Annotated in this window: 22 protein-coding genes and 1 tRNA gene; 13 read left to right on the forward strand and 10 right to left on the reverse strand. The window is 70.6% G+C overall.

Features of this window, described 5'->3' with window-relative positions; translation table 11 throughout:
- Window positions 1-531: 531 nt before the first annotated feature.
- Together IF19_RS1000000136055 and IF19_RS1000000135395 are read left to right on the forward strand one after the other, a co-directional pair.
- Window positions 532-804, forward strand: coding sequence for a hypothetical protein (locus IF19_RS1000000136055; RefSeq protein ID WP_078580529.1), 273 nt, complete (start codon window positions 532-534; stop codon window positions 802-804).
- A gap of 342 nt (window positions 805-1,146) precedes the next feature.
- Window positions 1,147-1,617, forward strand: coding sequence for a hypothetical protein (locus IF19_RS1000000135395; RefSeq protein WP_136975134.1), 471 nt, complete (start codon window positions 1,147-1,149; stop codon window positions 1,615-1,617).
- Window positions 1,618-1,704: 87 nt separating this feature from the next.
- On the opposite strand, the gene IF19_RS0112005 is transcribed toward IF19_RS1000000135395, so the two are convergent.
- Entirely contained in the window at window positions 1,705-2,091 is a 387-nt protein-coding gene (locus IF19_RS0112005) for a DUF6344 domain-containing protein (protein WP_030115855.1), read from the reverse strand.
- Between the two features lie 291 nt (window positions 2,092-2,382).
- Between IF19_RS0112005 and IF19_RS1000000137965 the strand changes: the two genes are divergently transcribed.
- Entirely contained in the window at window positions 2,383-2,517 is a 135-nt protein-coding gene (locus IF19_RS1000000137965) for a DLW-39 family protein (RefSeq protein WP_003958712.1), read from the forward strand.
- Window positions 2,518-3,022: 505 nt separating this feature from the next.
- Window positions 3,023-4,369, forward strand: a complete 1,347-nt coding sequence (locus tag IF19_RS0112015) for a hypothetical protein (RefSeq protein ID WP_030278118.1) — start codon at window positions 3,023-3,025, stop codon at window positions 4,367-4,369.
- 123 nt (window positions 4,370-4,492) lie between these two features.
- On the opposite strand, the gene IF19_RS0112020 is transcribed toward IF19_RS0112015, so the two are convergent.
- Entirely contained in the window at window positions 4,493-6,040 is a 1,548-nt protein-coding gene (locus tag IF19_RS0112020) for a serine/threonine protein kinase (RefSeq protein ID WP_030278117.1), read from the reverse strand.
- Window positions 6,041-6,248: 208 nt separating this feature from the next.
- Window positions 6,249-6,797, reverse strand: a complete 549-nt coding sequence (locus IF19_RS0112025; protein ID WP_030115857.1) for a helix-turn-helix domain-containing protein — start codon at window positions 6,795-6,797, stop codon at window positions 6,249-6,251.
- A gap of 177 nt (window positions 6,798-6,974) precedes the next feature.
- On the opposite strand from IF19_RS0112025, the gene IF19_RS0112030 reads away from it, so the two are divergent.
- Both IF19_RS0112030 and IF19_RS0112035 read left to right on the forward strand, forming a co-directional pair.
- Window positions 6,975-7,047 (forward strand) — tRNA-Ala (locus IF19_RS0112030).
- A 229-nt stretch (window positions 7,048-7,276) separates the two neighbouring features.
- Window positions 7,277-7,861 (forward strand): TerD family protein, encoded by a 585-nt coding sequence (locus IF19_RS0112035; protein WP_030115858.1) that lies wholly within the window; start codon window positions 7,277-7,279, stop codon window positions 7,859-7,861.
- A gap of 221 nt (window positions 7,862-8,082) precedes the next feature.
- Here the strand turns inward: IF19_RS0112035 and IF19_RS0112040 are convergent, their stop codons facing one another.
- Window positions 8,083-8,787: a DUF5324 family protein gene (locus IF19_RS0112040; protein ID WP_030115859.1), complete on the reverse strand. Its 705-nt coding sequence runs from the start codon at window positions 8,785-8,787 to the stop codon at window positions 8,083-8,085.
- A gap of 318 nt (window positions 8,788-9,105) precedes the next feature.
- On the opposite strand from IF19_RS0112040, the gene IF19_RS0112045 reads away from it, so the two are divergent.
- Complete coding sequence (locus IF19_RS0112045; RefSeq protein WP_030115860.1) at window positions 9,106-9,633, forward strand: peptidylprolyl isomerase; 528 nt, start codon at window positions 9,106-9,108, stop codon at window positions 9,631-9,633.
- A 577-nt stretch (window positions 9,634-10,210) separates the two neighbouring features.
- On the opposite strand, the gene crgA is transcribed toward IF19_RS0112045, so the two are convergent.
- On the reverse strand, window positions 10,211-10,465 hold the full coding sequence (gene crgA / locus IF19_RS0112050; protein WP_003967902.1) for a cell division protein CrgA: 255 nt from the start codon (window positions 10,463-10,465) through the stop codon (window positions 10,211-10,213).
- A 141-nt stretch (window positions 10,466-10,606) separates the two neighbouring features.
- Between crgA and IF19_RS0112055 the strand changes: the two genes are divergently transcribed.
- The 6 genes from IF19_RS0112055 to IF19_RS0112080 all read left to right on the forward strand — a co-directional run bounded on the left by IF19_RS0112055 (window position 10,607) and on the right by IF19_RS0112080 (window position 15,339).
- Entirely contained in the window at window positions 10,607-11,374 is a 768-nt protein-coding gene (locus tag IF19_RS0112055; RefSeq protein ID WP_030115861.1) for a DUF881 domain-containing protein, read from the forward strand.
- Window positions 11,375-11,403: 29 nt separating this feature from the next.
- The gene (locus IF19_RS0112060; RefSeq protein WP_030115862.1) at window positions 11,404-12,162 is read left to right on the forward strand and encodes a class E sortase; all 759 of its coding nucleotides are present in this window, start codon (window positions 11,404-11,406) and stop codon (window positions 12,160-12,162) included.
- Window positions 12,163-12,250: 88 nt separating this feature from the next.
- Window positions 12,251-12,439 (forward strand): hypothetical protein, encoded by a 189-nt coding sequence (locus tag IF19_RS0112065; RefSeq protein ID WP_030115863.1) that lies wholly within the window; start codon window positions 12,251-12,253, stop codon window positions 12,437-12,439.
- Entirely contained in the window at window positions 12,436-13,074 is a 639-nt protein-coding gene (locus IF19_RS0112070) for an aminodeoxychorismate/anthranilate synthase component II (RefSeq protein ID WP_030115864.1), read from the forward strand. The genes IF19_RS0112065 and IF19_RS0112070 overlap by 4 nt, the downstream gene beginning before the upstream one ends.
- On the forward strand, window positions 13,071-14,585 hold the full coding sequence (locus tag IF19_RS0112075) for a class E sortase (protein WP_030115865.1): 1,515 nt from the start codon (window positions 13,071-13,073) through the stop codon (window positions 14,583-14,585). Before IF19_RS0112070 ends, IF19_RS0112075 begins: the two co-directional genes overlap by 4 nt.
- Before the next feature lie 25 nt (window positions 14,586-14,610).
- A complete protein-coding gene (locus IF19_RS0112080) occupies window positions 14,611-15,339 on the forward strand; it encodes a class E sortase (protein ID WP_030115866.1) in 729 nt (242 codons plus the stop codon).
- Between the two features lie 161 nt (window positions 15,340-15,500).
- Here IF19_RS0112080 and pknB read toward each other — a convergent pair whose 3' ends face one another.
- From pknB to IF19_RS0112105, 5 genes are all read right to left on the reverse strand, one after another.
- A complete protein-coding gene (gene pknB, locus IF19_RS0112085; protein WP_030115867.1) occupies window positions 15,501-17,492 on the reverse strand; it encodes a Stk1 family PASTA domain-containing Ser/Thr kinase in 1,992 nt (663 codons plus the stop codon).
- Window positions 17,493-17,662: 170 nt separating this feature from the next.
- Entirely contained in the window at window positions 17,663-19,120 is a 1,458-nt protein-coding gene (locus IF19_RS0112090; RefSeq protein WP_030120035.1) for a peptidoglycan D,D-transpeptidase FtsI family protein, read from the reverse strand.
- A complete protein-coding gene (locus IF19_RS0112095) occupies window positions 19,117-20,517 on the reverse strand; it encodes an FtsW/RodA/SpoVE family cell cycle protein (RefSeq protein ID WP_030115869.1) in 1,401 nt (466 codons plus the stop codon). Before IF19_RS0112095 ends, IF19_RS0112090 begins: the two co-directional genes overlap by 4 nt.
- 22 nt (window positions 20,518-20,539) lie before the next feature.
- A complete protein-coding gene (locus IF19_RS0112100; RefSeq protein WP_030189113.1) occupies window positions 20,540-22,024 on the reverse strand; it encodes a PP2C family protein-serine/threonine phosphatase in 1,485 nt (494 codons plus the stop codon).
- A 135-nt stretch (window positions 22,025-22,159) separates the two neighbouring features.
- Window positions 22,160-22,678 carry an FHA domain-containing protein FhaB/FipA gene (locus tag IF19_RS0112105; RefSeq protein WP_030115872.1) on the reverse strand — a complete coding sequence of 173 codons (519 nt, stop codon included), beginning with the start codon at window positions 22,676-22,678 and terminating at the stop codon, window positions 22,160-22,162.
- Window positions 22,679-22,687 lie beyond the last annotated feature (9 nt).

Here is a 22,687-nt window from a genome sequence, read left to right on the forward strand (position 1 = left end):
TCGACCCAGGCAGAGCCGAGCAGTCGCGGCCCAGGGCGTCAAGGTCGTTCGTACAGTGGCGCGCTCCACCTTGACGCCCTGAACCACGACCGCTCCACGGTGTGTGGGTCGAAGGCGGACGGGATGGGAGCCGGGGAGAGTGGTGGGCGAGGCTGAATAGGTGCTGCGGTCAAGATCTTCGTGCAGAGTTGAAGATCTTTCTCGTGCACAGTCAGTGGATGGCATGCACGCAGGTCAGAGCGCTAGCGCTACCGCATCAACAGGACTGTGCACACCTTTGTCCCCCGCTTCGTACACAGATTTCGGTCAATTACCCACAGTTTCATAGGTAGTTGTCCACAGGGGCTGTGGATAAGCAGCTTGGCCGACGGGCCGTCACATGCCACGATCAGGCGAGCACTACAGACGGTAATGACCGCATGAGCGGTTCAACTGCCGTGCCTTGACGTCGACTTGACGGCCGGGCAACGCAAAGGGCGCCCGAGATTCTTTGGCGAGAGTCGGGCGCCCCAGAGGAACCAAGGAAGAATCATGACTGCCCAGGCCCTCAGCGTCCTGCTTCCCGAAGCAAGCGGACGCACACTTTGGACTGTCGCACAGAGCGGAGTGAGCCGCAATCTCCTCATTTTGCTGGGAGCCGTTGCCGGATGTGTGATCAACGGTGACACCGCCACGTCCATCCTCCGGCAGGCGACCTGGCTGGTGGTCGTCCTGATCGTCTTTACGGTGATTCGGATCGTCGAGACCCGGGTGCGTCGCCGTGGAGGTGGCGCAGGTCGTCCGCCTGGTGACATCAGCGTCTGACACCAACGGGGGCGAACGGCATCGGTCTGCAGCGAATGTCAGACCGCCCTATTCAGCGGGTGTCGCTCGCTTCGTCCCTGTCTGCCTTGCTGGTGGACCGACCTGATAAGGATGAGGCCACAGGTTTAAATCCTGTTAGCCCCACCAGACACGAAGGCCCCCACCGGGAACGGTGGGGGCCTTCGGCGTCCGCGGCCGACACCGACACCGACACGTCAGCGGCGGTCTCCGACCGTCCGCCGGGATCGACAGCCGGGCAGGGGGCGAGGGTGCGCGAGCTGCCGGCGAGTGATCCGGTGGTGGAGCAGGGTGTGCTGTGTCTTCGGGGCGGGGGCGGACGAGATGGGTGAGCACGCGTCGCGTCGCGACTTCCGGGTCGGCGACGTCCTGCGGGTGAGCTGCCCGCAGGCGCGGGCGAGGGTGGCCCACGTGTCGTCTTTCCACGCCTCTGTGGAGTGGCCGTGGGGCGAGATCGATCCGGAGTCCGGGATCGGGTGGAACGGCCGGCGGGCCTTCGCGTTCCCGGCCGGCTCCATCGAACGGATCATGAGCCTGTTCAGGACCGAGCCCGAGCCGTCGGACCTTCGTGTCGGTGACAGCTGCCTCGTGGGCGTCCCCGAGACGCTGGTGCGGGTCATCGACATCGGCCGCTACGACCCTCCCCAGGATGTGGGCTGGCTTCCCCGCCCTCACACGATGCTGGTCGTGGTGCCCGCCGACCTTCCCGAGGAGGCTCTGCCCGAGGACGCCGGAGACACGATCGACCTCGAATCGGCGGCTCCGCTGACCATCGAGCTGGTGTCCCGGGGCTGACGTGGGCCGCCCGTCGTCCGGGCATGCGAAAGGCCCCCGTCCGGTGTGAACCGGACCAGGGGCCCCGGAGCGCGGTGGGCGCCGGGATCAGGGGGGTGGCGCCGGGGAGTCGCCTTCCGGGGCTGTGGGGTGGGAGCCGGACTGACCGGTGCTCCGAGCGGTCTCCGCGGGGTCGACCGACAGGTGTCGGGTGGCCGGCGAGGAGCCGTGGGCCTCGGCCCGGATGCGCTGCTTCATCGTGGGCGGCAGGGCGCGGTCACGCGGAAGGGTCCACCGGACCGAGGGGGCGTACGGAGTTGCCGCGGTGGCCTCCGTGTGCTCGTGGGTCGTGGCGCTCGGCGTCGGGGCCGTGTTCGTGGCGTTCGCCGCGTTCGCGGTGGCCGCCGCGGCGGTGGCGAGGCCCAGCGACGCCAGGAGGGCGAAGAAGGCGGTGACGAAGGCGGTCCAGATGTTCTTGGGCTGGAAGGTGCTCATGGCCCCTCGCTTTCGGACGGTCCGGTTGCTGACTTCTCCGATCATGTGGAAGCGAGCCGCCAATTCGAGGACCGACGCCCGCACTGCGCAGATCTTCGGATGAACACCACTCGTATGGTGCAACCGGAGTGGACAGGTCCTCGCAGACGGTCGGGGAGGGCCCCCGAGGGGCCTCCCGGGGCTCTCCGCAGGGGCTGTCGCAAGGTCGCGGGGAGGTCACCGATCGGTATCGGCCGGTGTGTATAGTCGGCGGCAGAAGGCCCCAAAACCAAGGAAAGACGAGGTAGCGCGGTGAAGAAGCTTCTCCTGGTCGCACTGGCCGCCATCGGCGGGCTCCTCGTGTACCGCCAGATCCAGGCGGATCGCGCCGAGCAGGATCTGTGGACGGAGGCGACCGACTCCGTGCCCGCAGGTTCGGGTGTGTGAGTCGACACAGTCTGATACGAGCCCCGGTCGCTGAGCGGCCGGGGCTTCGTGCTGTCCGGGGCCGGCCCGGCCCGGAGGGGATGAGCACCGACGCGAGGGCCTGCGGGAGCGGGCCCGGGCGCGTCCGGCCCCGGACAGCCGGGCCCGGGCCGGGGCGGGTCCGGCCCCGGACAGCCGCCCCCGGGGCTTCGGCTGGTCGGACCGGGGCTCCGGCGGGGCTCCGGAAGGTCGGTCCGAGGGCTCCGGACGGCGCGGCGGGACCGTGGCCGCCAGCCCCTTGTATTCGCTTGAGCGAATAAATAGCTTGCTTACGTGAATGGCCGTCAGGCCCGGGGCCGAGCACGCCGGGATGTGGTCCCGGCAGCGCGGACGAGCCCGGCAATCCGGCTGGGGCCGGAGACAGCGGTGGGGCGGGCGGGGCAGGATGGACCGGCCGCGGCCGGGCGGGCCGACGGCGCCGGCGCGTGAGGACGACGAGGGGAAGCGCGTGAACGAGGGGAAGCGCGTGAAGACGCGGCGCAACAGGGGCCGGGTGGTGGCCGCGGCACTCGCGGCGATGTGCGCGGCGGCGGTACTGCCGGGCCGGGCGCACGCGGCCGACCCCGGGGAGTACGGGTTCGACCCCGGGGCGAAGAAGGTGCAGGGGGCGACGGCGAACGTCGAGGCGTCTGAGCTGGACGAGGGAGTCCCGTACCGCAGCACCATCCGGCCGGGCGAGAAGCTGTACTACCGGGTCGTGCTGGACGACGTCTCCAACGCCTACGTCTCGGCGGTCGCGGTGCCCGGCGGCAGCGGCCCGGTCGCCTACGGCGACGGCATCAAGGTCAGCCTCCGGGAGACCGACGACACCTCATGCGGCTCGGAGCAGGCGAACTTCGGCTCGGGCGAGTACGCCCGCCCCATCACCGCGTACGCCTACCGGACGATCGAGGAGGGGGCCGCCTCCTGCCAGGAGAGCGGCCAGTACGACGTCCTCGTCGAGCGCGAGACCAAGGACGCGACCGACACCCGCGCCTGGGACCTGGAACTGCGTTTCCTGCAAGAGCCGCGGTTGAAGGCCGCCTCGGCCATGCCGACGAAGGCGCCCGAGAACTGGCCCTCCGGCACGCCGGGGCCGCTGACCGGACAGCAGCAGAAGCGATCCGGCGGATCCGGGTACGCGCAGGCCACCAGCCTGGAGAACGGCCGCTGGCAGGACACGGTCGCTCCGGGGCAGACCCGCTTCTACCGCGTGCCGGTCGGCTGGGGGCAGCAGATCCACGCCACGGCGGGGCTCTCCAACAGCACCGGCGCGGCCGGCGAGTTCGTGGGCAGCGCGCTGACCCTGTCGCTCGCCAACCCCGCCCAGGGGTTCGTCTCCGACGCCACCCTCGCGTACTCGGGAAGCCCCGCGTCCGCCTCCCTGAGCCCGCTGCCGCCGGTGGCCTACCGCAACCGGTACGACTCCTCGACCCAGGTCAACGCCATGCGTTTCGCGGGCTGGTACTACCTGGCGGTCTCGCTGAGCCCGAAGCTGAAGGAGTCCTTCGGCGCCGAACCGATTCCGTTCGAGCTGTCGGTCCAGGTGAAGAACGAGGCCGAGGAGTCCCCGTACGAGGGGGACGCCGGGGTCTTCGGCGTCACCGACCAGGACCGCGAGGTGGCCCGGAAGGGGCAGAACGCCGAACAGGCCGCGAAGAGCGGCCCGATGAAGGTGGTCGCCGCCGCCGGGATCGGTACGGGGACCGTCCTGGTGCTCGGTCTCGGCGTCTGGACGTTGCTGGCCCGCCGCCGCACGGCTGCCGCCGCCCCCGCCGCCCCGGCTTCCGGCGTGACGGGCCCGGGGGGCCACGGGCCGCCGCAGGGCCGGTAGGCGCGCGCTTCTCGCACGCGGTGGCGGGCACGCCGCAGGGCCGGTAGGCGCGCGCTTCTCGCACGCGGTGGCGGGCACGCCGTGCCGGAGGCCGCGTGCCGGGCGGCCTCCGGGGCCGGGCCGTCAGACCTGGGTCAGCGCCCAGATGCCGACCGCGAAGCAGACCAGCGCCGCCAGCACCACCCCGGCCGCCACCTTCGGCGACGGGCCCGGGAGCATCCGCCGTACGGGCGCGTGGGGCGCGGCGTGCTGCACCGGCGGGCTCGGTACCGGGGGGAACTGCTGGTGCGGCTGCTGGTGCTGGTGGGCCGCCGGGTAGGAGCGGGGGGAAGCGGGAGCGCGCGGTACGTCGGAGGTGGGCGCCTGGGAGGGGTCGGGAGCGCCGGCGTACGGGAACGGGGCCTCGGCGGCGTACGGGGACGGCGCGTGCGGTGCTCCGGTCGCGTACGGGCCCGGAGCAGTCGGTGCGTACGGGCCGGGGGGCCGGGCCTGCTGGTCCTGCGGCTGCTGGACGGCCGGGGGCTCCTGTCGTGCCTGCTGGTCCTGCGGATCCGGCTGAGGGTACGGCTGTTCGCGTTGCGGGGGCGTGGGCTGCGGCGGGGGAGCGAGGTGGAAGCTTCCCGTCTCCGACATCGAGACCGGCGGCGGGGCGGCGGGCTGCGGGCCGGACGGCCGGGAAACGTCCTGTGGCGCCGCTCCGGTCGCCGCCGGGTCCGAGACGCTCGGTGCGGCCTCTGCGGCCTCTGCGGCCCCGGCGGCCTCTGCGGCCGCCGCGACGCGCTGGGCGACGGTGGGCGGCCCGTCGGGGCCGAACCCGGCCGGCAGCGGGCCGATCTGGTCGAACACCTCCACCGGTTCGTCGTCCGGGCCGGGCTCGGGGAGCATCTCGACGGCTGCGGCCAGCGCCTTGCGCGCCCCCGTCGCCGTACGGAACCGGGCGTGCGGATCGGGCTGGAGCAGACCGGCGAGCACCTGCCACAACGGTTCGGGGATCCCGTTGGGGGCGCTCGGCGTGCCGTGGTCGGCGAAGTGCTCCACCAGCGCCTGCGCGTCGGGCTTCTTGCCCTGGAGCAGATAGAGCGCGACCAGCCCGACCGCGAAGAGGTCCGCCGGGAAGTCGGGCTCGGCGCCCATCATCTGCTCGGGGGAGAAGTAACCGGGCGTCCCGACCACGTAGTTGGTCTCGGTCAGCCGGGGCTCGCCCTTGCGCATCGAGATGCCGAAGTCGGAGAGGCGCAGGTGCGGGCGGCCCGTTCCGGTCGCCTCCAGCAGGATGTTGGCGGGCTTGATGTCGCGGTGCACCACCCCTTCGGCGTGCACCGTGGAGAGGCCCGAGAGCAGCTGGTCCAGCAGCAGGCAGACGAAGCGCGGCGGCAACGCGCCGTAGTCGCCGATGAGATGGGCGAGCGAGCCTCCGCCGACCAGGTCCATGGTGAACAGGACCTTGTCGTCGTCGGCCGCCCAGCTCGCGGGAGCCAGCACATGCGGGTGCTCGATGCGCAGGGCCTGCTCGCGGACGAAGCGCAGCAGCGTGTGCGCGTCGCTCTGCTGGAGGACCTTGGCCGCGACGTACCTGCGGCGGCGGTGGTCCCAGGCGCGCCAGACGGCGCCGACCCCGCCCCGTCCGATCGGATCGATCAGCTCGTACCGACCGGCGAAGACCTCACCCATGCGCTGCGCCCGCTCCCCGTTCCCGTGGTGCCGCGGCGTGTGCCGCGGCCCGTGTACGGCGGCACCAGGGCGCTGCGCGGTGCGCATGCCCCGGCTCCGTCGTTCGGCCCGATCCCTGCGAAGGGCCTCGGGCACGTCGTTCGGACCATGCCGGATTCACGGGGTCCGGCCCGACCCGAAGAACGCGCCCTCGCTGTGACGAGACGTCCTAGCTCTGGTGTCCCTCGTAGTGCGCGACCGCGTCCGCGGTGCGCCCCGCGCCGTACACCTTGAGGAACTCTGCCAGCTCCGGGTGGGTGGGCGCGAGGGCGTCCGCGGCATCGATGATGTCGCCGGCCGCCGACACCGACCGCAGCAGGGACTGGATCTCGCGCACCACCCGGCGGACGGTGGGGGCGCCGCTGGAGGAGGTGGTCTGACCGGAGGAGGTGAGGACCGATCCGCCCTGCGACTTCTTGATCTCCTCCATGCGGTCGGTGGCCTCGCCCGCGCTGACGCTGCCGTCGGCCACCTGGCCGGCCAACTCCTGGAGGGCCTGGACGCGCTGGACCACCGCGGGGTTGCCGATCTTGGCTCGCTGGCCGCTCATCAGCTGCGAGAGCATCGGGGCGGAAAGCCCGAGCACAGCGGCCAACCGGGCCTGGTTCAGGCCGAGATCATCGATCAGTCGACGGAAGAGCGCCCCCAACGGCTCCCCGTACCAACTGCGTTGAAGTTCCCTGGCTCTTGCTGTCGCCTCTTGCTGCGCTGTGTCCATGGCGTCTCCCCATCGCTGCGCTTCGCTGCTGCGAAGCTTGCGAGCATCTTACGGAGCGTGGTCGTCCACCGGGAGTCCCTATCTTTTTGCAGGATCACGGGGGTCACCCGGTACTCTGGTGCGCGACGGTGGGCCTGGCGCGGACGTGCTGGGCGTTACCCTCGTGTGTAGTGGCCCGGGGCCTTAGCTCAGTTGGTAGAGCGCTGCCTTTGCAAGGCAGATGTCAGGAGTTCGAATCTCCTAGGCTCCACTGCAAAAGACCTCTCTGACCTGCGGAAACGTGGTCAGAGGGGTCTTTTTCGTCGTGTGGCTCCCGAGGTGGCCGCATCCTGTGTCCGTGTTCCCGCAGGGGCGTGTGCCGAGGCCCCTTCTGCCGGGCGGGGGCTTTTGCCGGGGCGTTCCCCTCCCTCCCGGGTCCGTTCGCCGGGGGCACCAGGCACACTTCATACATAAACAGTCGAGCCGGTAAGGACTCAGGCATGATCACCTTGACGAAGGAAGACGGACCTGCGGACCTGGACGGGGTGACGCACCTGTCCATCGGGGCGTCCTGGGACCCGACCGTGGGGAGCAGCGGCGGTCTGATCGGGAAGATCCGGCAGAAGGCCGGCACGGACCTCGATCTGATCGCCATCGCGATGCAGGGCGGGGACCCGGTGCGGCTCGCCGGGCTGGACTCCCTGGACCCGCTGGGGAACGGCTCGCTGGTGCACAGCGGCGACAACCAGACCGGTCACGGGGACGGTGACGACGAGACGGTGACGGTCGAGTTCGCCCGAATTCCCGCGAACATCACGTCCATCGTCTTCATCGCCGCCGCCTACAAGAAGCGCAGCTCGTTCAGCAACGCGCGCAACATCAGCTTCAAGGTGTACGACGCGACGGGCGGCAGCACCCAGCAGGTCGCCGACATCTGGCCGAGCATGCTCACCCAGGACAACGGCGTCGCGGTGGCCAAGGCGATCCGTCAGGGCGCGACGTGGAAGCTCCAGGTGATCAACGAGACCGGGAAGATCAAGCAGGGCGACGAGCACGCCCTGATGCGCTTCGCTGTGAGCCGGTAGCTGTGAGCCGGTAGCCGGTAGCCGGTAGCCGGTAGCCGGTAGCCGGTGGCCGGTGGCCGGTAGTCGGCGAACGGTAGCGGCGATCGGTCGTCGGCTTTCGGCAGGGCGACGATGCGCCGAGCCGCAGGCCGACCGGCGCGGACGGCCGGACGAACGAACGCGGCTGCGGTGACCATCCAGTGGTCACCGCAGCCGCGTTCGTTCGTCCGGGAAGGCCCGGTTCAGGCCCGGTCGTCGCCCTCGGCCGCCTCGGCCTCGGCCTGCTTGGCCTCGACCTCCGGGTCGAGGTCGGCCCGCCCGCTGCCGTCGACCGAGCTGAGCGGCGAGCGCTCGTCGCCCACCTCGGTGGCGACCGGCGGTTCGACCAGCCAGTCCGGGTTGGCCTGCTTGTCCCACCAGCGCCAGGCGGCGTACGCGCCGCCGGCGAGGGCGCCCAGCACCAGGAGGCCCTTCGCGGCCCGGCCGGCCTTGGCCCGCCGCTGGTGCTTCCGGGCGAGCTTCTGGATGTCCTTGGCCGTCACCTGCGTACGGAGCGCGGCCAGGGCGGCCGCGCCGCGGGCGGACGCCTGCTCGGCGACGGGCAGGGCCACCGCGCGGGCCTGCTCGACCCGGGGCGCGGTGTAGTCGGCGGCGCTCCGGGCGGCCTTGCGGGTGGAGGCCGCGGCGCGGTGCGCGGCCTCGTCGACCCGGGGCGGCACGTGCGTCCGGGCCTGCTCGATACGGGGTGCGAGGTGCGAGGCGTACTGGACACGGGCCTGCTTGGCCGCCTTCGTCACCTTGGGCGCGAGCAGGGCCCGCGCTTCGTGCGCGAGGTGGGCCGCCTGTTCCTTGGCCGAGTCGGCGTAGGGCGCCACCACTTCCGCGGCGTGCTGCGCGCTGTCCTTCGCCGAGTCGGTTGCGGCGCGCACGCTGTCGATGCGGGTCACGAGATCCTCCTCCTTGGTGGCGGGTAGGTACTCCGCCTGTCCGCCCAGTTCGAAATCATGCCTGTCACGGCCATGCCCGGCATGCGGGACGGGCATCCGGGTCATGATCGTCGTGCGTGGCCGGAACGGTTCCTGCTGCTGAAACGGTTCATGCGGCCAGAACGGCTTATAGCGAATGTTCCGACGACCATGTCACGGTTCGGGGGTGAACGCGCCGTTGCGCTCGCCATCCGGCCGTACGTTTCCCGGTCCGTGGGAGGATCGGCGGGCGCCGGCGACGGGGCCGGCGGGCAGGTGAAGGACGAGGGAAGGCAGATCGTGGCCGAGCAGCTTTACGCCACTGTGAAGACCAACCAGGGCGACATCGAGATCCGGCTGCTGCCGAACCACGCGCCCAAGACAGTCAGGAACTTCGTCGAACTGGCCACCGGCCAGCGTCAGTGGACCCATCCGGAGACCGGCGAGGTGTCCACGGCCCGGCTGTACGACGGCACCGTCTTCCACCGGGTCATCAGCGGCTTCATGATCCAGGGCGGTGATCCGCTGGGCAACGGCACCGGGGGCCCCGGCTACAAGTTCCCCGACGAGTTCCACCCGGATCTGGCCTTCACCAAGCCGTACCTGCTGGCCATGGCGAACGCGGGGCCGGGGACGAACGGATCGCAGTTCTTCCTGACCGTGTCGCCCACCGCCTGGCTCACCGGCAAGCACACCATCTTCGGAGAGGTGGCGGACGAGGCGGGCCGCAAGGTCGTCGACGCCATCGCGGCCGCTCCGACCAACCCGCGCACCGACCGTCCAGTGCAGGACGTCGTCATCGAGTCCGTGGTCATCGAGACCCGCTGACGGCGCGCGGCGCCCCGGACGTGGCTGACATGTCCGGGGTGCTCGCCGTTCCCGCCCCGCTCCGCCCGTGCTGACCGGGTCTCCGCCGGGCCAGGCGTGCCGCCCGGGCCTCCGCCCCGCCCGTCCGTACCGAGGGAGGGAAGGCGCGGTCCGGCGGGAGCGGATTCCTCGCCCCCACCCTGGTGATCACAGGGATGGTCGTCACGCGCACGATCAGGCTCACCTGACCGAAATGGTCGGGAAAAGTGATTCTCCGCCCCCAACTCGACCGAAGTTGTCCACAGTGTGCACGGAATCTTGTGCACGACATGAGGAACGACTGTTCCCCCCGGCCTGAGCTGGGTTTTTCCGCCTGGGCAACGGGATGCAGCCCCCCTCGGCGAGGGGGGCTGCGGTCACACCGGCGTCAACATGCACGAGGGTTATCCACAGATCGGCTGACCTTTTCCCCCGACTGTGGATAACGCTGTGGGTAACTCAGGGCAAGGCTTGCGCGGAAGGGGGCCGAGCGGATACGGGGACGAGCGACCGGCCACCGCGGGACGGCGGCGTCGGCGTCATCGACCGAGGCGGTACGTCACTTCCACTGCGTCGACACGGCGAAGCCGCCGGCGATGAAGCCGAAGCCGACCACGATGTTCCAGTTGCCCAGGGCGTCGACCGGCAGATCGCCTTCGGTCACGTAGAACACCACGATCCACGCCAGCCCGATGAGGAACAGGGCCAGCATCACCGGGGCGACCCAGCTGCGGTTGGTCAGCTTGATGGCCGTTGCCTGCTTCGCCGGGGGCGGCGTGAAGTCGGCCTTCTTGCGGATACGTGACTTCGGCACGAGGGACTCTCCTGTCGATGCGCTGCGTGACCGCGCAGGGATCTGTGGCGGGCGCCGGGGGCGGGTGCCAGGGGGAATGCCGCCTCCCCCGAGCGTCCGTTAGCGTAGTGCTTCCATGGCGCCTGATGAGATAAGGGTACGTTGAGCAATTCTGCCGACTCCCCCGAAGGCCCGGGCCGACGCACCTCCGCGTGGGCGGTCCGGGGGCTCACCGCTGCGGTCTTCGCCCTGGCCGGCCTGATCTTCGTCACCAGCGCCAACACCGCCAAGGGCACCAATCTGCGCAGCGACTCCTCCCTGCTCAAGCTCTCCGACCTGATCCGGGAGCGCAGCGAGAAGAACGGCGAGCTGAACGACGCGGCCGCCGCCGTACGCACGGACATCGACGCCCTCGCCCAGCGCGACGACGGCTCCACCGAGGCCGAGGACGCCAAGCTGAAGGCGCTGGAGAAGGCGGCCGGCACCACGGAGATCAGCGGCGACTCCGTCAGCGTGACCCTCAACGACGCGCCCCCCGACGCGACCGCCAACCCCGGCTACCCCGAGCCCCAGCCCAACGACCTGGTCATCCACCAGCAGGACCTCCAGGCCGTGGTGAACGCCCTCTGGCAGGGCGGCGCGCGCGGTGTCCAGGTGATGGACCAGCGGCTGATCTCCACCAGCGCGGTCCGCTGCGTGGGCAACACGCTGATCCTCCAGGGCCGCGTCTACTCCCCGCCGTACAAGGTCACCGCCGTCGGCGACCCCGGCAAGCTCAAGCGGGCGCTCGACGACTCCTCCGCGATCCAGAACTACCTGCTGTACGTGAAGGCGTACGGGCTGGGCTGGAAAGTCGACGAGAACGATGCGGTGACTCTTCCCGGGTACTCGGGCACAGTGGACCTGCATCACGCACAGCCCGTGGAGTAGCCCGAGCCGAGCCCCGGGGAGGCCGTCCGGTGTCGGTGCGCCTGGTCGTCAGGACCTTCAGCGAACTCTGCATCACCGTGGGCGCGCTGATCGTCCTGTTCGTCGTCCACCTGTTGTTCTGGACGGGGGTGCGGGCGGCCGACGCGGCCGAGGCCGAGATCGACAGCCTGCGGAGCCGTTGGGCCGGAGCGTCCGCCCCCGCTCCGGCTCCCCCGTCCGACTCCACCGGGCCCTCGCCCACCCCCTCCGCCCCGGCCTCGGGCGGGCCCGCGCCGTCCCCTTCCGGGCGTTCCGGCCCCGCCGCGCCGCCTCCGTACCGCGACGGAAAGCCCTTCGCGACGCTGCGGATCCCCCGGTTCGGCGCCGCGTGGGAGTGGCCCGTCCTGGAGAACACCGCGGTGGCCACCCTCCGCAAGGGGCTCGGGCACTACCGCGGCTCCGCGCGCCCCGGCGAGCTGGGCAACTTCGCGGTGGCCGGGCACCGGCGGACGTACGGCGACCCCTTCAAGGACTTCCCCGAACTGCGCCCCGGGGACGCGGTGGTCGTCAACGACGGCACGGCCTGGTTCACGTACCGGATCGCGAGGAAGCCGTACCGGACCGTGCCCGGCGACACCGCCGTCGTCGATCCCGTGCCGCGCGGCTCCGGTTTCGACGGCCCCGGACGCTATCTGACGCTCACCACGTGCGACCCGGAGTGGGGCAGCAGCCACCGGCTGATCGCCTGGGCGCACCTGGACGCGGTGCGGCCGGTGTCCGAGGGCCGGCCGCCGGAGCTCTCCGGCTGACTCCCCACCGAGCGGCGTTTCGCACCGCGGGCCCACGCGTGGGCCGCCGCCCTTTAGTCTGGTGCGGGCATCGAATGGAGGAAACGGCATGTACGGCTGGATCTGGCGGCATCTGCCGGGCAACGCATGGGTGCGGGGTCTCATCTCGCTCGTGCTGATCCTGGCTGTCGTCTACGTGCTGTTCCAGTACGTCTTCCCGTGGGCGGAGCCGCTGCTTCCGTTCGGTGACGTGACCGTCGACGGCCAGGGCGCCGGTGAACCAGGAGCCGGCCGGTGACCGCACGCGTCCTCGTCGTGGACAACTACGACAGCTTCGTCTTCAACCTCGTCCAGTACCTCTACCAACTCGGCGCCGAGTGCGAGGTGCTGCGCAACGACGAGGTGACCACCGACCACGCCCGGGACGGCTTCGACGGCGTACTGCTGTCGCCCGGCCCCGGCACGCCCGAACAGGCCGGCGTCTGCGTCGAGATGGTCCGCCACTGCGCGGACACCGGCGTCCCGGTCTTCGGCGTCTGCCTGGGGATGCAGTCGATGGCCGTCGCGTACGGCGGGGTCGTCGACCGGGCGCCCGAACTGCTCCACGGCAAGACCTCCCCGGTGATCCACGAGGGCAAGGGCGTCTTCGCCGGACTGCCGTCCCCCTTCACCGCGACGCGCTACCACTCGCTCGCCGCCGAACCCGCCGCGCTGCCCCCGGAGCTGGAGGTCACCGCTCGCACGGCGGACGGCATCATCATGGGGCTGCGCCACCGCGACCGGGCGGTCGAGGGGGTGCAGTTCCACCCCGAATCGGTGCTCACCGAGCACGGCCACCTGATGCTCGCCAACTGGCTGGAGCAGTGCGGCGACCCGGGGGCCGTCGCACGGTCGGCCGGCCTCGCGCCGGTGGCGGGCAGGGCCGCCGCGTGACCGGGAGCCGCGGCGGGCACGGAGCCGGGCCGCAGAACCCTCGGCACCAAGTCCCGTACGGCGCGTACGGGGGCTATGAGGCGTACGAGGCGGACGGTGCCTTCACGGCGGCGGTGGACGGCCTCGCGGACCCGCTCAACGACCCGCTGCCCGACGAGCACGCGTCGCCGTGGGCGCGTACGGACAACGCTCCGGCGGGGGAATCCGCGTACGAGGCCGGCTACGGGTCCTCCACGGGCCCTCAGACGGCCCAGGGCGCCCCGAACGAGTGGTACGACCCCGCCGGCTACCAACGGGACTGGTACGGGCCCCAGGAGCCGTCCGGGCGAATAGCCCCGGAGACGCCGACAGCCCCGGCAGGCCCGGCGGCCCCCGCGGCCCCGATGCCCCGCCCGGCTTCCCCGGCGGCCCCGATGCCCCACCTGGCTTCTCCGACGGCCCCGGCGCACCACCCGGCTTCTCCGACGGCCCCGATGCCCCACCCGGCCGCCGAGCCCCCCGCGGCTCCGGTGAATCCGGCCTCCCGGGGCGGTGGACGGGCTCCTGAGCCCCCGGCCCCGGACTTCTCCGCGGAGCCCCGTACCGCGGTCTTCGACGCCGTCCGCGCCACCGACGCCGCGGACGCCGGCCCCCGGACCGAGGTCCTCTCCCCCGTCACGGACGACGATCCCGACCCTTCCGCCGCGCCGCCGCCCGGCTCCGGCGGACGCGCCGAGCGGCGCCGGGCCGCCAAGGGGCGCGGCCGACGGCGCCCGGAGCCCGCCCCCGAGCGGAGCGGCCCGGCCGCCCCCGCCCCGGTGTCCCGGCTGGAGGCGCGGCGCGCGGCGCGGGCGGCCAAGGACAGCCCGGCGGTCGTCGCCAGCCGACTGGTCGGCGAGACGTTCATCTCGCTGGGCGTCCTGATGCTGCTGTTCGTCACCTACCAGCTCTGGTGGACCAACGTCAGGGCCGAACAGATCGCCGGCAAGGAGACCAACCGGATCCAGGACGAGTGGGCCAACAGCGACCGCACGGCGGGGGCGTTCGAGGCAGGCCAGGGCTTCGCGATCATGCACATCCCCAAGCTGGACGTCGTCGCCCCGATCGCCGAGGGCATCAACAAGGAGAAGGTCCTCGACCGGGGGCTGATCGGCCACTACGGCGAGGGCAAGCTCAAGACGGCGATGCCCTCCGACAAGAAGGGCAACTTCGCCGTGGCGGGCCACCGCAACACCCACGGCGAGCCCTTCCGCTACATCAACAAGCTCAAGCCCGGCGACCCGATCGTGGTCGAGACGCGGGACGCGTACTACACGTACGAGATGGCCTCCATCCTCCCGCAGACCTCGCCGTCGAACGTCTCGGTGATCGAGCCCGTGCCGGTCGGCTCCGGATTCAAGGAGCCGGGCAGGTACCTCACGCTGACGACCTGTACGCCGGAGTTCACGAGTACCTACCGGATGATCGTCTGGGGCAAAATGGTCGACGAGCGGCCGCGCAGCGAGGGGAAGCCCGACGCACTCGTCGGCTGAACATCCTCAGGACAGGGGCGGTGCGGTGGCAGCGAGGACCGAGCACGACGAGCGGACCGACACGTCCCCGCCCCCGCCCGCGCCGCGCCGCCGCCACCCCGTCGCCGCGGCCGTCGGTGTCTTCGGCGAGCTGCTGATCACCGCGGGACTGGTGCTCGGGCTGTTCGTCGCGTACTCCCTCTGGTGGACCAACGTGCTCGCCGACCGCGAGGCCGGCAAGCAGGGCGACACGGTCCGCAGCCGGTGGGCGGAGGGGCCGGGCGCGCTGGACACCAAGGACGGGATCGGCTTCCTGCACGTGCCCGCCATGGACAACGGCGAGGTGCTGGTCAAGAAGGGCACCGACCCCGAGAACCTGAACAACGGCATCGCGGGCTACTACACGGACCCGGTGAAGTCGGCCCTCCCGTGGGACGACAAGGGCAACTTCACGCTGGCCGCGCACCGCGACGGGCACGGCGCGAAGTTCCACAACATCCACAAGCTCAAGAACGGGGACGCGGTCGTCTTCGAGACCAAGGACACCTGGTACGTCTACAAGGTCTACAAGACGCTCCCCGAGACCTCGAAGTTCAACGTCGAGGTGATCCAGCCGGTGCCGGAGGAGTCGGGCGTCAAGAAGCCCGGCCGCTACATCACGCTGACGACCTGCACCCCGGTCTACACCTCGAAGTACCGGTACATCGTGTGGGGCGAGCTGGAGCGTACGGAGAAGGTCGACAAGGACCGCACGAAGCCGGCCGAACTGCGCTGAGCGACGGGGCGCGCCGAACACCCGCGCAGCCGGGTGCCGAGCGCCCCCGCCACGGGTGCCGCACGCCACCGGTACCGAGAGCGCCTGCTCCACGGGAAGGGCCCCGGTCACCATCGCGGTGACCGGGGCCCTTCGTCGTACGGAGCGGGCGGGGCGGTGGTTCAGCGGCCCCAGCTTCCGAGGATGCCTCCGCCGCCCTGGTCCCCGTCGCCTCCGCCACCGTCCATGGTCACGAGCATGACGGTGCTGCCCTTGTCCGCCTCGGTGTTCGGCGGCGGGTTGCTGGTCACCACCTTGGCGTCGGGCTTGTCGACCGAGCCCGGAGCGAGCTGCACCACGAAGCCCAGCCCTTCGAGCTGGCTCTTCGCGTCCTGGTACGACTTGCCGCCGATGTCGCCGGGGATCTGGACCTTCTCCGGCTGGGCCGGCCCCTTGGAGACCTTGAGGACGATCTGCACGTCCTTGCCCTGCTTGCTCGGGCCCGTCGGGGTCTGCTCGATGACCTCGCCCGCCGGCCTGTCCGACTCCACGTCGGTGCGCGAGACGTTGGTGAACCCGATGCCGTTGAGCTGCTGCTGCGCCGCATCGAACGTGCGGGTCCGCATGTCCGGCAGGTCGAGCGTCGCCTGGACGGCCAGGGTGATGGTGACCTCGGACTCCTCGTCGGCCTGCTCGCCGCCCTTGGGGTCCTGCTTGATCACCGTGCCCTCGGGCTTGTCGGACTCCTTCGTGGTGACGTTGACCGTGAAGCCCTTCTTCTCCAGCTCCTCGCGGGCCCCGTCCTCGGACTTCTCCATGACGTTGGGCACTTCGACCGTCGGCGCACCGGAGGAGACGACGACCGTGACCGTGCCGTCCTTGTCCATCGTCGCGTCGGCCGCCGGGTCCTGCGTGCAGATCTGGCCCTTCTCCTGCTGCTCGCAGGGCTCCTCGGCGCCCTTCTTGACGGTGACGCCGGCTCTCGAAGCGAGCGTCTCCGCCTCCTCGATCGTGGAGCCCACCAGGTTCGGGGCCTTGATCTGGTTGTCGCTCGAATTGTCCGCGAGGACCACCCGGCCGATCAGGATCGCGCCGATGAGCACCAGGACGGCCGCGACGATCAGGAGGATCGTCGAGGTGTTGCTCTTCTTCTGCTGGCGCCGGCGGCCCGCGCGGTCGTCGTAACCGCCGTCGTCCGGGTTGATCGGGGGCAGCATCGAGGTCTGCGCGTTGTTCGGGTCGGCCGGGCGCAGGGCGGTCGTCGGCTGGTCGCTGTTGTAGCCGTCGTAGCCCCCGTACCCCGCGGCGCCCATCGCCGCCGTGGCCGCGACCGGCCGGCCGTCGAGGCACGCCTCGATGTCGGCGCGCATCTCGTCGGCGGACTGGTAGCGGTAGTCCGGGTCCTTGGTGAGCGCCTTCAGCACGATCGCGTCCATCTCGGGCGTGATCTCGGGGTCGAAGGTGCTCGGCGGCTGCGGCTCCTCCCGGACGTGCTGGTACGCCACCGCGACCGGCGAGTCCCCGACGAACGGGGGGCGCACGGCGAGCAGTTCGTACAGCAGGCAGCCGGTGGAGTACAGGTCGGAGCGCGCGTCGACCTGCTCGCCCTTGGCCTGCTCCGGGGAGAGGTACTGCGCGGTGCCGATGACCGCGGCGGTCTGCGTCATCGTCATCCCGGAGTCGCCCATGGCGCGGGCGATGCCGAAGTCCATGACCTTGACCTGGCCGGTGCGCGTCAGCATGACGTTCGCCGGCTTGATGTCGCGGTGGACGATCTGGGCGCGGTGCGAGTACTCCAGGGCCTGCAGGATGCCGACCGTCATCTCCAGCGTGCGCTCGGGGAGCAGTCTGCGACCGGAGTGCAGCAGTTCCCGCAGCGTCGAGCCGTCGACGTACTCCATCACGATGTACGGGATGGAGACCCCGTCGACGTAGTCCTCGCCGGTGTCGTACACGGCGACGATCGCGGGGTGGTTGAGCGAGGCGGCCGACTGGGCCTCTCGGCGGAACCGGGCCTGGAACGACGGGTCGCGGGCCAGGTCGGCCCGGAGCGTCTTCACCGCTACGGTGCGGCCGAGCCGGGTGTCGTGCGCGAGGTAGACCTCGGCCATGCCACCACGGCCGAGCACCGAGCCCAGCTCGTACCGGCCGCCGAGGCGACGCGGCTCTTCCATAACTGTTCCAGCCCTCTCCGTCAGTCCCGACCGCACCCGTGTGTGGTCCGCGGCGGTGCGCTGTTCGCGCATACGCTACCGGGCACGGGTGAAGTGATCAGCCCGCACCCGGTAGCCGATACCCGACCGGTATCCGATGTCCGGTATGACAGGCTCCGCCGTGACAGGTCTCACTTCTTGCTGTCGATGACCGCCTTCATCACGTCGCGTGCGATGGGGGCGGCCAGTCCGCCACCGGAGATGTCGTCCCGGTTGGCGTTGCCGTCCTCGACCACGACGGCGACGGCGACCGGGGAGCCGTTGTCGGTCTTCGCGTACGAGATGAACCAGGCGTACGGCTTCTCGCTGTTGTTCAGGCCGTGCTGGGCGGTGCCGGTCTTGCCGCCCACTGTGACGCCGGGGATCCGCGCGTTGGTTCCCGTACCGTCCTTGACGACGGTCTCCATCATCTGCTGGAGCTTCTGGGCGTTCTCCCCCGAGACCGCGCGGCCCAGTTCCTCGGGCTCGTGCGTGTAGACCGGGTCCAGGTTGGGCGCCTGGCGCTCGGCGACCATGTACGGCTGCATGAGCTTGCCGTCGTTGGCGATCGCGGACGCGACCATGGCCATCTGGAGCGGGGTGGTCCGGTTGGACGCCTGACCGATGCCGGCCATCGCGTTCTGCGGGCGGTTGTCCTCGGGGTAGATGCTCGCGTCGGCGCGGACGGGCGTGAAGACTTCCTTGTTGAAGCCGAACTTGTCCGTCTGCTCGATCATCTTCTTGTTGCCGAGGTCGTCGCTCATCTTCCCGAAGACGGTGTTGCACGACCAGCGCAGGGCCTCCCGCAGCGAGGCGTTCTCGCAGGGGATGTCGCCCTCGTTGCTGAGCGGCGTCGTGGACTGCGGCAGCGTCCAGGGGAGCGGGGATTCCGTCTTGGCGTCGATGTCGTCGTAGAGCCCGTTCTCCAGGGCGGCGGCGGCGGTGACGACCTTGAAGGTGGAGCCCGGCGGGTAGGTCTCGCGCAACGCCCGGTTGAGCATCGGCTTGTCCTTGTCCTCCAGGAGCTTCTGCCGGGCCTCGGAGTCCTTGTCGGAGTTGCCCGCGAAGACGGAGGGGTCGTACGAGGGAGTGCTCGCCAGCGCCAGCACGGCGCCGGTCTTCGGGTCGAGGGCGACGACGGCCCCCTTCTTCTGGCCGAGCCCCTTGAAGGCGGCCTTCTGGGCGTCGCCGTTCAGGGTGGTGACGACGTTGCCGCCCTGCTTCTTGTCCCCGGTGAACATCGAGAGGGTGCGGTTGAAGAACAGCTGGTCGTCGTTGCCCGTCAGGATGCCGTCCTCCAGGTTCTCCAGCTGCGAGGAGTCGAACGCCTGCGAGGAGTAGCCGGTGACGGGGGCCCAGAGCGGGCCGTTCTTCCAGACGCGCTTGTACCTGAAGTCGCTGTTGTCGGTCTCGACGGAACCGGTGACCGCCTTGCCGTCCACGATGATGTCGCCGCGCTCGTGGGCGTACCGCTCGATGCGGATGCGCCGGTTCTCCTCCCGGGAGGTGAGGTCGTCCGCGCGGACGTACTGGATCCAATTGTCCCGCAGGAGGAGGGCGAACATCAGGAGGCCGCAGAAGAGCGCGACCCGGCGCAGCGGTTTGTTCACGGACGGACCACCTGGGTCATCTCGGCGTCGGTCGAGGGCGCGGGCGCCGGCGCCGGGCGGCGGGCGGTGTCGCTGATCCGGATGAGGATGCCGATCAGGGCCCAGTTGGCGATGACCGACGAGCCACCGGCCGCGAGGAACGGCATCGTCATACCGGTCAGCGGGATGAGGCCCATGACGCCGCCGGCGACGACGAAGACCTGGATCGCGAAGGCGCCGGAGAGGCCGATGGCGAGGAGCTTGCCAAAGGGGTCCCGGGCGGCGAGCGCGGTGCGTACACCGCGTTCGACGATCAGCCCGTACAGCAGGAGGAACGCCATCACCCCGGCGAGCCCGAGCTCCTCGCCCACGGTGGCGAGGATGAAGTCGGTGTTGGCCGCGAAGAGGATGAGGTCGGAGTTGCCCTGGCCGAGTCCGGTGCCGAGCGTGCCGCCGGAGCCGAAGGCCATCAGCACCTGGGCCATCTGCTCACTGGCGGCGTGGGTGCCCCAGCCCGCGAAGGGGTCGAGCCAGGCGGTCACGCGGTCCTGCACGTGCGGCTCGAACGAGGCCACGCCGACCGCGCCCACGGCCGACATGGTCAGGCCGAAGACGATCCAACTGGTGCGCTCGGTCGCCACGTAGAGCATGACGACGAACATGCCGAAGAAGAGGAGCGAGGTGCCGAGGTCGGTCTCGAAGACGAGGATCAGGATCGACATCGCCCAGATGACGAGGATCGGGCCGAGGTCTCGTCCTCGGGGCAGGTACATGCCCATGAAGCGCCGGCTGGCCAGGGCGAGGGCGTCGCGCTTCACCATCAGGTAGCCGGAGAAGAAGATCGCGATGACGATCTTCGCGAACTCACCGGGCTGGATCGAGCCGATGCCGGGGATGGTGATCCAGATCTTCGCGCCGAACTGCGCGGGGAAGAACATCGGCAGGATCAGCAGAATGAGCGCCACCACCATGGAGATGTAGGTGTAGCGCTGGAGGATGCGGTGGTCCTTGAGCAGGATCAGCACCCCGACGAAGAGGGCGACGCCCATCGCCGAGAAGATCAGCTGCTTGGATGCCGCCGGGGCGAAGCTCTTGAGGGCGAGGAGCCGTTCCGACTGGTCCAGCCGCCAGATCAGCGCCAGACCCAGCCCGTTCAGCAGGGTGGCCAGGGGCAGCAGCAGCGGGTCGGCGTACTTGGCGAACCGGCGCACCACGAGGTGGGCGACACCGCCGAGCAGGGCGAGCCCCGCTCCGTAGCCGAGCATGCCCGCGGGCAGTTCGCCGTTGAGGGCGAGGCCCACGTTGGCGTAGGCGAACACCGAGATGGCGACGGCGAAGACGACGAGTACCAGCTCGGTGTTGCGGCGGCTCGGTGCGTCGATCGCGCCGATGGTGGTCGTGTTGGTGACAACGCTCATGGTGCTGAAGGCCCCCTACGGCTTACTGCTTACCGCACTGCGGGACCAGCTTCTTCTCGTCCTCCGAGAGGCTGGGGCCGGGAGTGGGAGTGCTGGTCGGCTTGGTCTCCTGGGCGGAGGACGTGTCGGAATTCCCGGTGGTGCCGTCGGCCTTCTCCTCGCTCGCGCGGGCCCGGTTCTCGGCGTCGGCCGCGCGGCGCTGCGCGTTCTTCTTGCAGGCCGATGCCTGGGCGGCGAGTTCCGCGACCTTCTCGCGGGCGTCGGCGATGTTGCCTTCGGCGATCGTCGCCTCGACCTGCTTGCGCTGGTACGGCGGCAGGTACTTGAGCTCGATCTCGGGGTGGTTCTTCTCGATCTTCGAGAGCGAGATCCAGGCGAGGTCCTGGCTGATGCCCTGGAAGAGGGCGACGTTCTCGTCCTGCGCGCCGACGTAGTACTGCGTCTGCGTCCAGCGGTAGCCGCCGTAGAGGCCACCGCCGATCACGGCCAGCGCGAGCACGATGTAGACGGAGCGCTTGAGCCAGGGGCGGCGGGCGCGCGGTTTGACGTAGTCCTCGTCCGTGTAGGCGTCGTAGGAGCCTTCCGGCATGCCCGCGTAGCCGTTGTCGCCGCTGCCGGGCGGGCCGAAGCCGCCGGCGGGCGGGGGCGCGGTGCGGCCGAGGCCCGCCGCGCGTCCGGCGGGCGTCTGCATGGCGCCGCCGTCGCCGAGCTGGGCCTGGTTCTCCGCGACCGCGCCGACGACGACCGGGGTGTCGTTGAGCTGCCCGGCCAGGGTGTCGTTGTTGTCGACGTCCAGGACGTCGGCGACGATGCAGGTGATGTTGTCGGGGCCGCCGCCGCGCAGGGCGAGCTGGATCAGCTCCTGGATGGTCTCCTGCGGCCCCTGGTAACTGGCGAGCGTCTCTTCCATCGTCTGGTGCGAGACGACGCCGGAGAGGCCGTCGGAGCAGATCAGGTAGCGGTCGCCGGCGCGGACCTCGCGGATCGAGAGATCCGGTTCGACGTGGTCGCCGCTGCCCAGCGCCCGCATCAGCAGGGAGCGCTGCGGGTGGGTGGTGGCCTCTTCCTCGGTGATCCGGCCCTCGTCGACGAGGCGCTGCACCCAGGTGTGGTCCTGGGTGATCTGCGTCAGGACGCCGTCGCGCAGCAGGTACGCGCGGGAGTCGCCGACGTGCACCAGGCCGAGGCGCTGGCCGGTCCAGAGGAGGGCGGTGAGCGTCGTGCCCATGCCCTCCAGCTGGGGGTCCTCCTCGACCATGACGCGCAACTGGTCGTTGGCCTGCTGTACGGCCGAGCCGAGGGAGGTCAGCAGGTCGGAGCCCGGTACGTCGTCGTCGAGCGGGACGAGCGTGGAGATCACCTCGGAGCTGGCGACCTCACCGGCCGCCTGACCGCCCATGCCGTCGGCGATGGCGAGGAGGCGGGGGCCGGCGTAGCCGGAGTCCTCGTTGCCCTCCCGGATCATGCCCTTGTGCGATCCCGCGGCGAAGCGCAGCGACAGACTCATGCGCGCCTGCCCCGTCGACTCCGCCTCGGGGTACAGCCTGTCTCGAGCCACACTGCCCACCCTCCGGTCGGGAACCGGGCAGCGTCCACCGTCGGGACCGCCGCGGCTCGCTCGCTCCGCTCGCTCATTGTCGTACTACTTCCGCAGCTCGATGACGGTCTTGCCGATACGGATCGGCGCGCCCAGCGGAACTGGTGTCGGGGTGGTGAGCCGGGTCCGTTCCAGATACGTGCCGTTGGTCGACCCGAGGTCCTCGACGATCCACTGGCCGTCCCGGTCCGGGTAGATCCTGGCATGCCTGCTGGACGCGTAGTCGTCGTCCAGCACGATCGTCGAGTCGTGAGCCCGGCCCAGGGTGATGGTCTGGCCCTGGAGCGCGACCGTGGTGCCCGTGAGCGAGCCTTCGGAGACGACCAGCTTGGTCGGCGCACCCCGGCGCTGACGGCCGGGCTGCTGGCGCTGCTGGGGCGGCGCCGCTTGTTGTTGTTGGCGTCCCTGCTGCGGACGCGTTTCCGCCGCACCGCGGCGCGAGCCGCGTTGCGTCACGCGCGTTCCGAACAGATCGCTGCGGATGACCTGGACGGCCACGATGACGAACAGCCACAGAACAGCCAGGAAACCCAGCCGCATGACCGTAAGGGTCAGCTCTGACATTGCCCCCGC

It is taken from the genome of Streptomyces californicus (assembly GCF_000717645.1).
GTDB classification, from domain to species: Bacteria; Actinomycetota; Actinomycetes; order Streptomycetales; family Streptomycetaceae; genus Streptomyces; species Streptomyces californicus.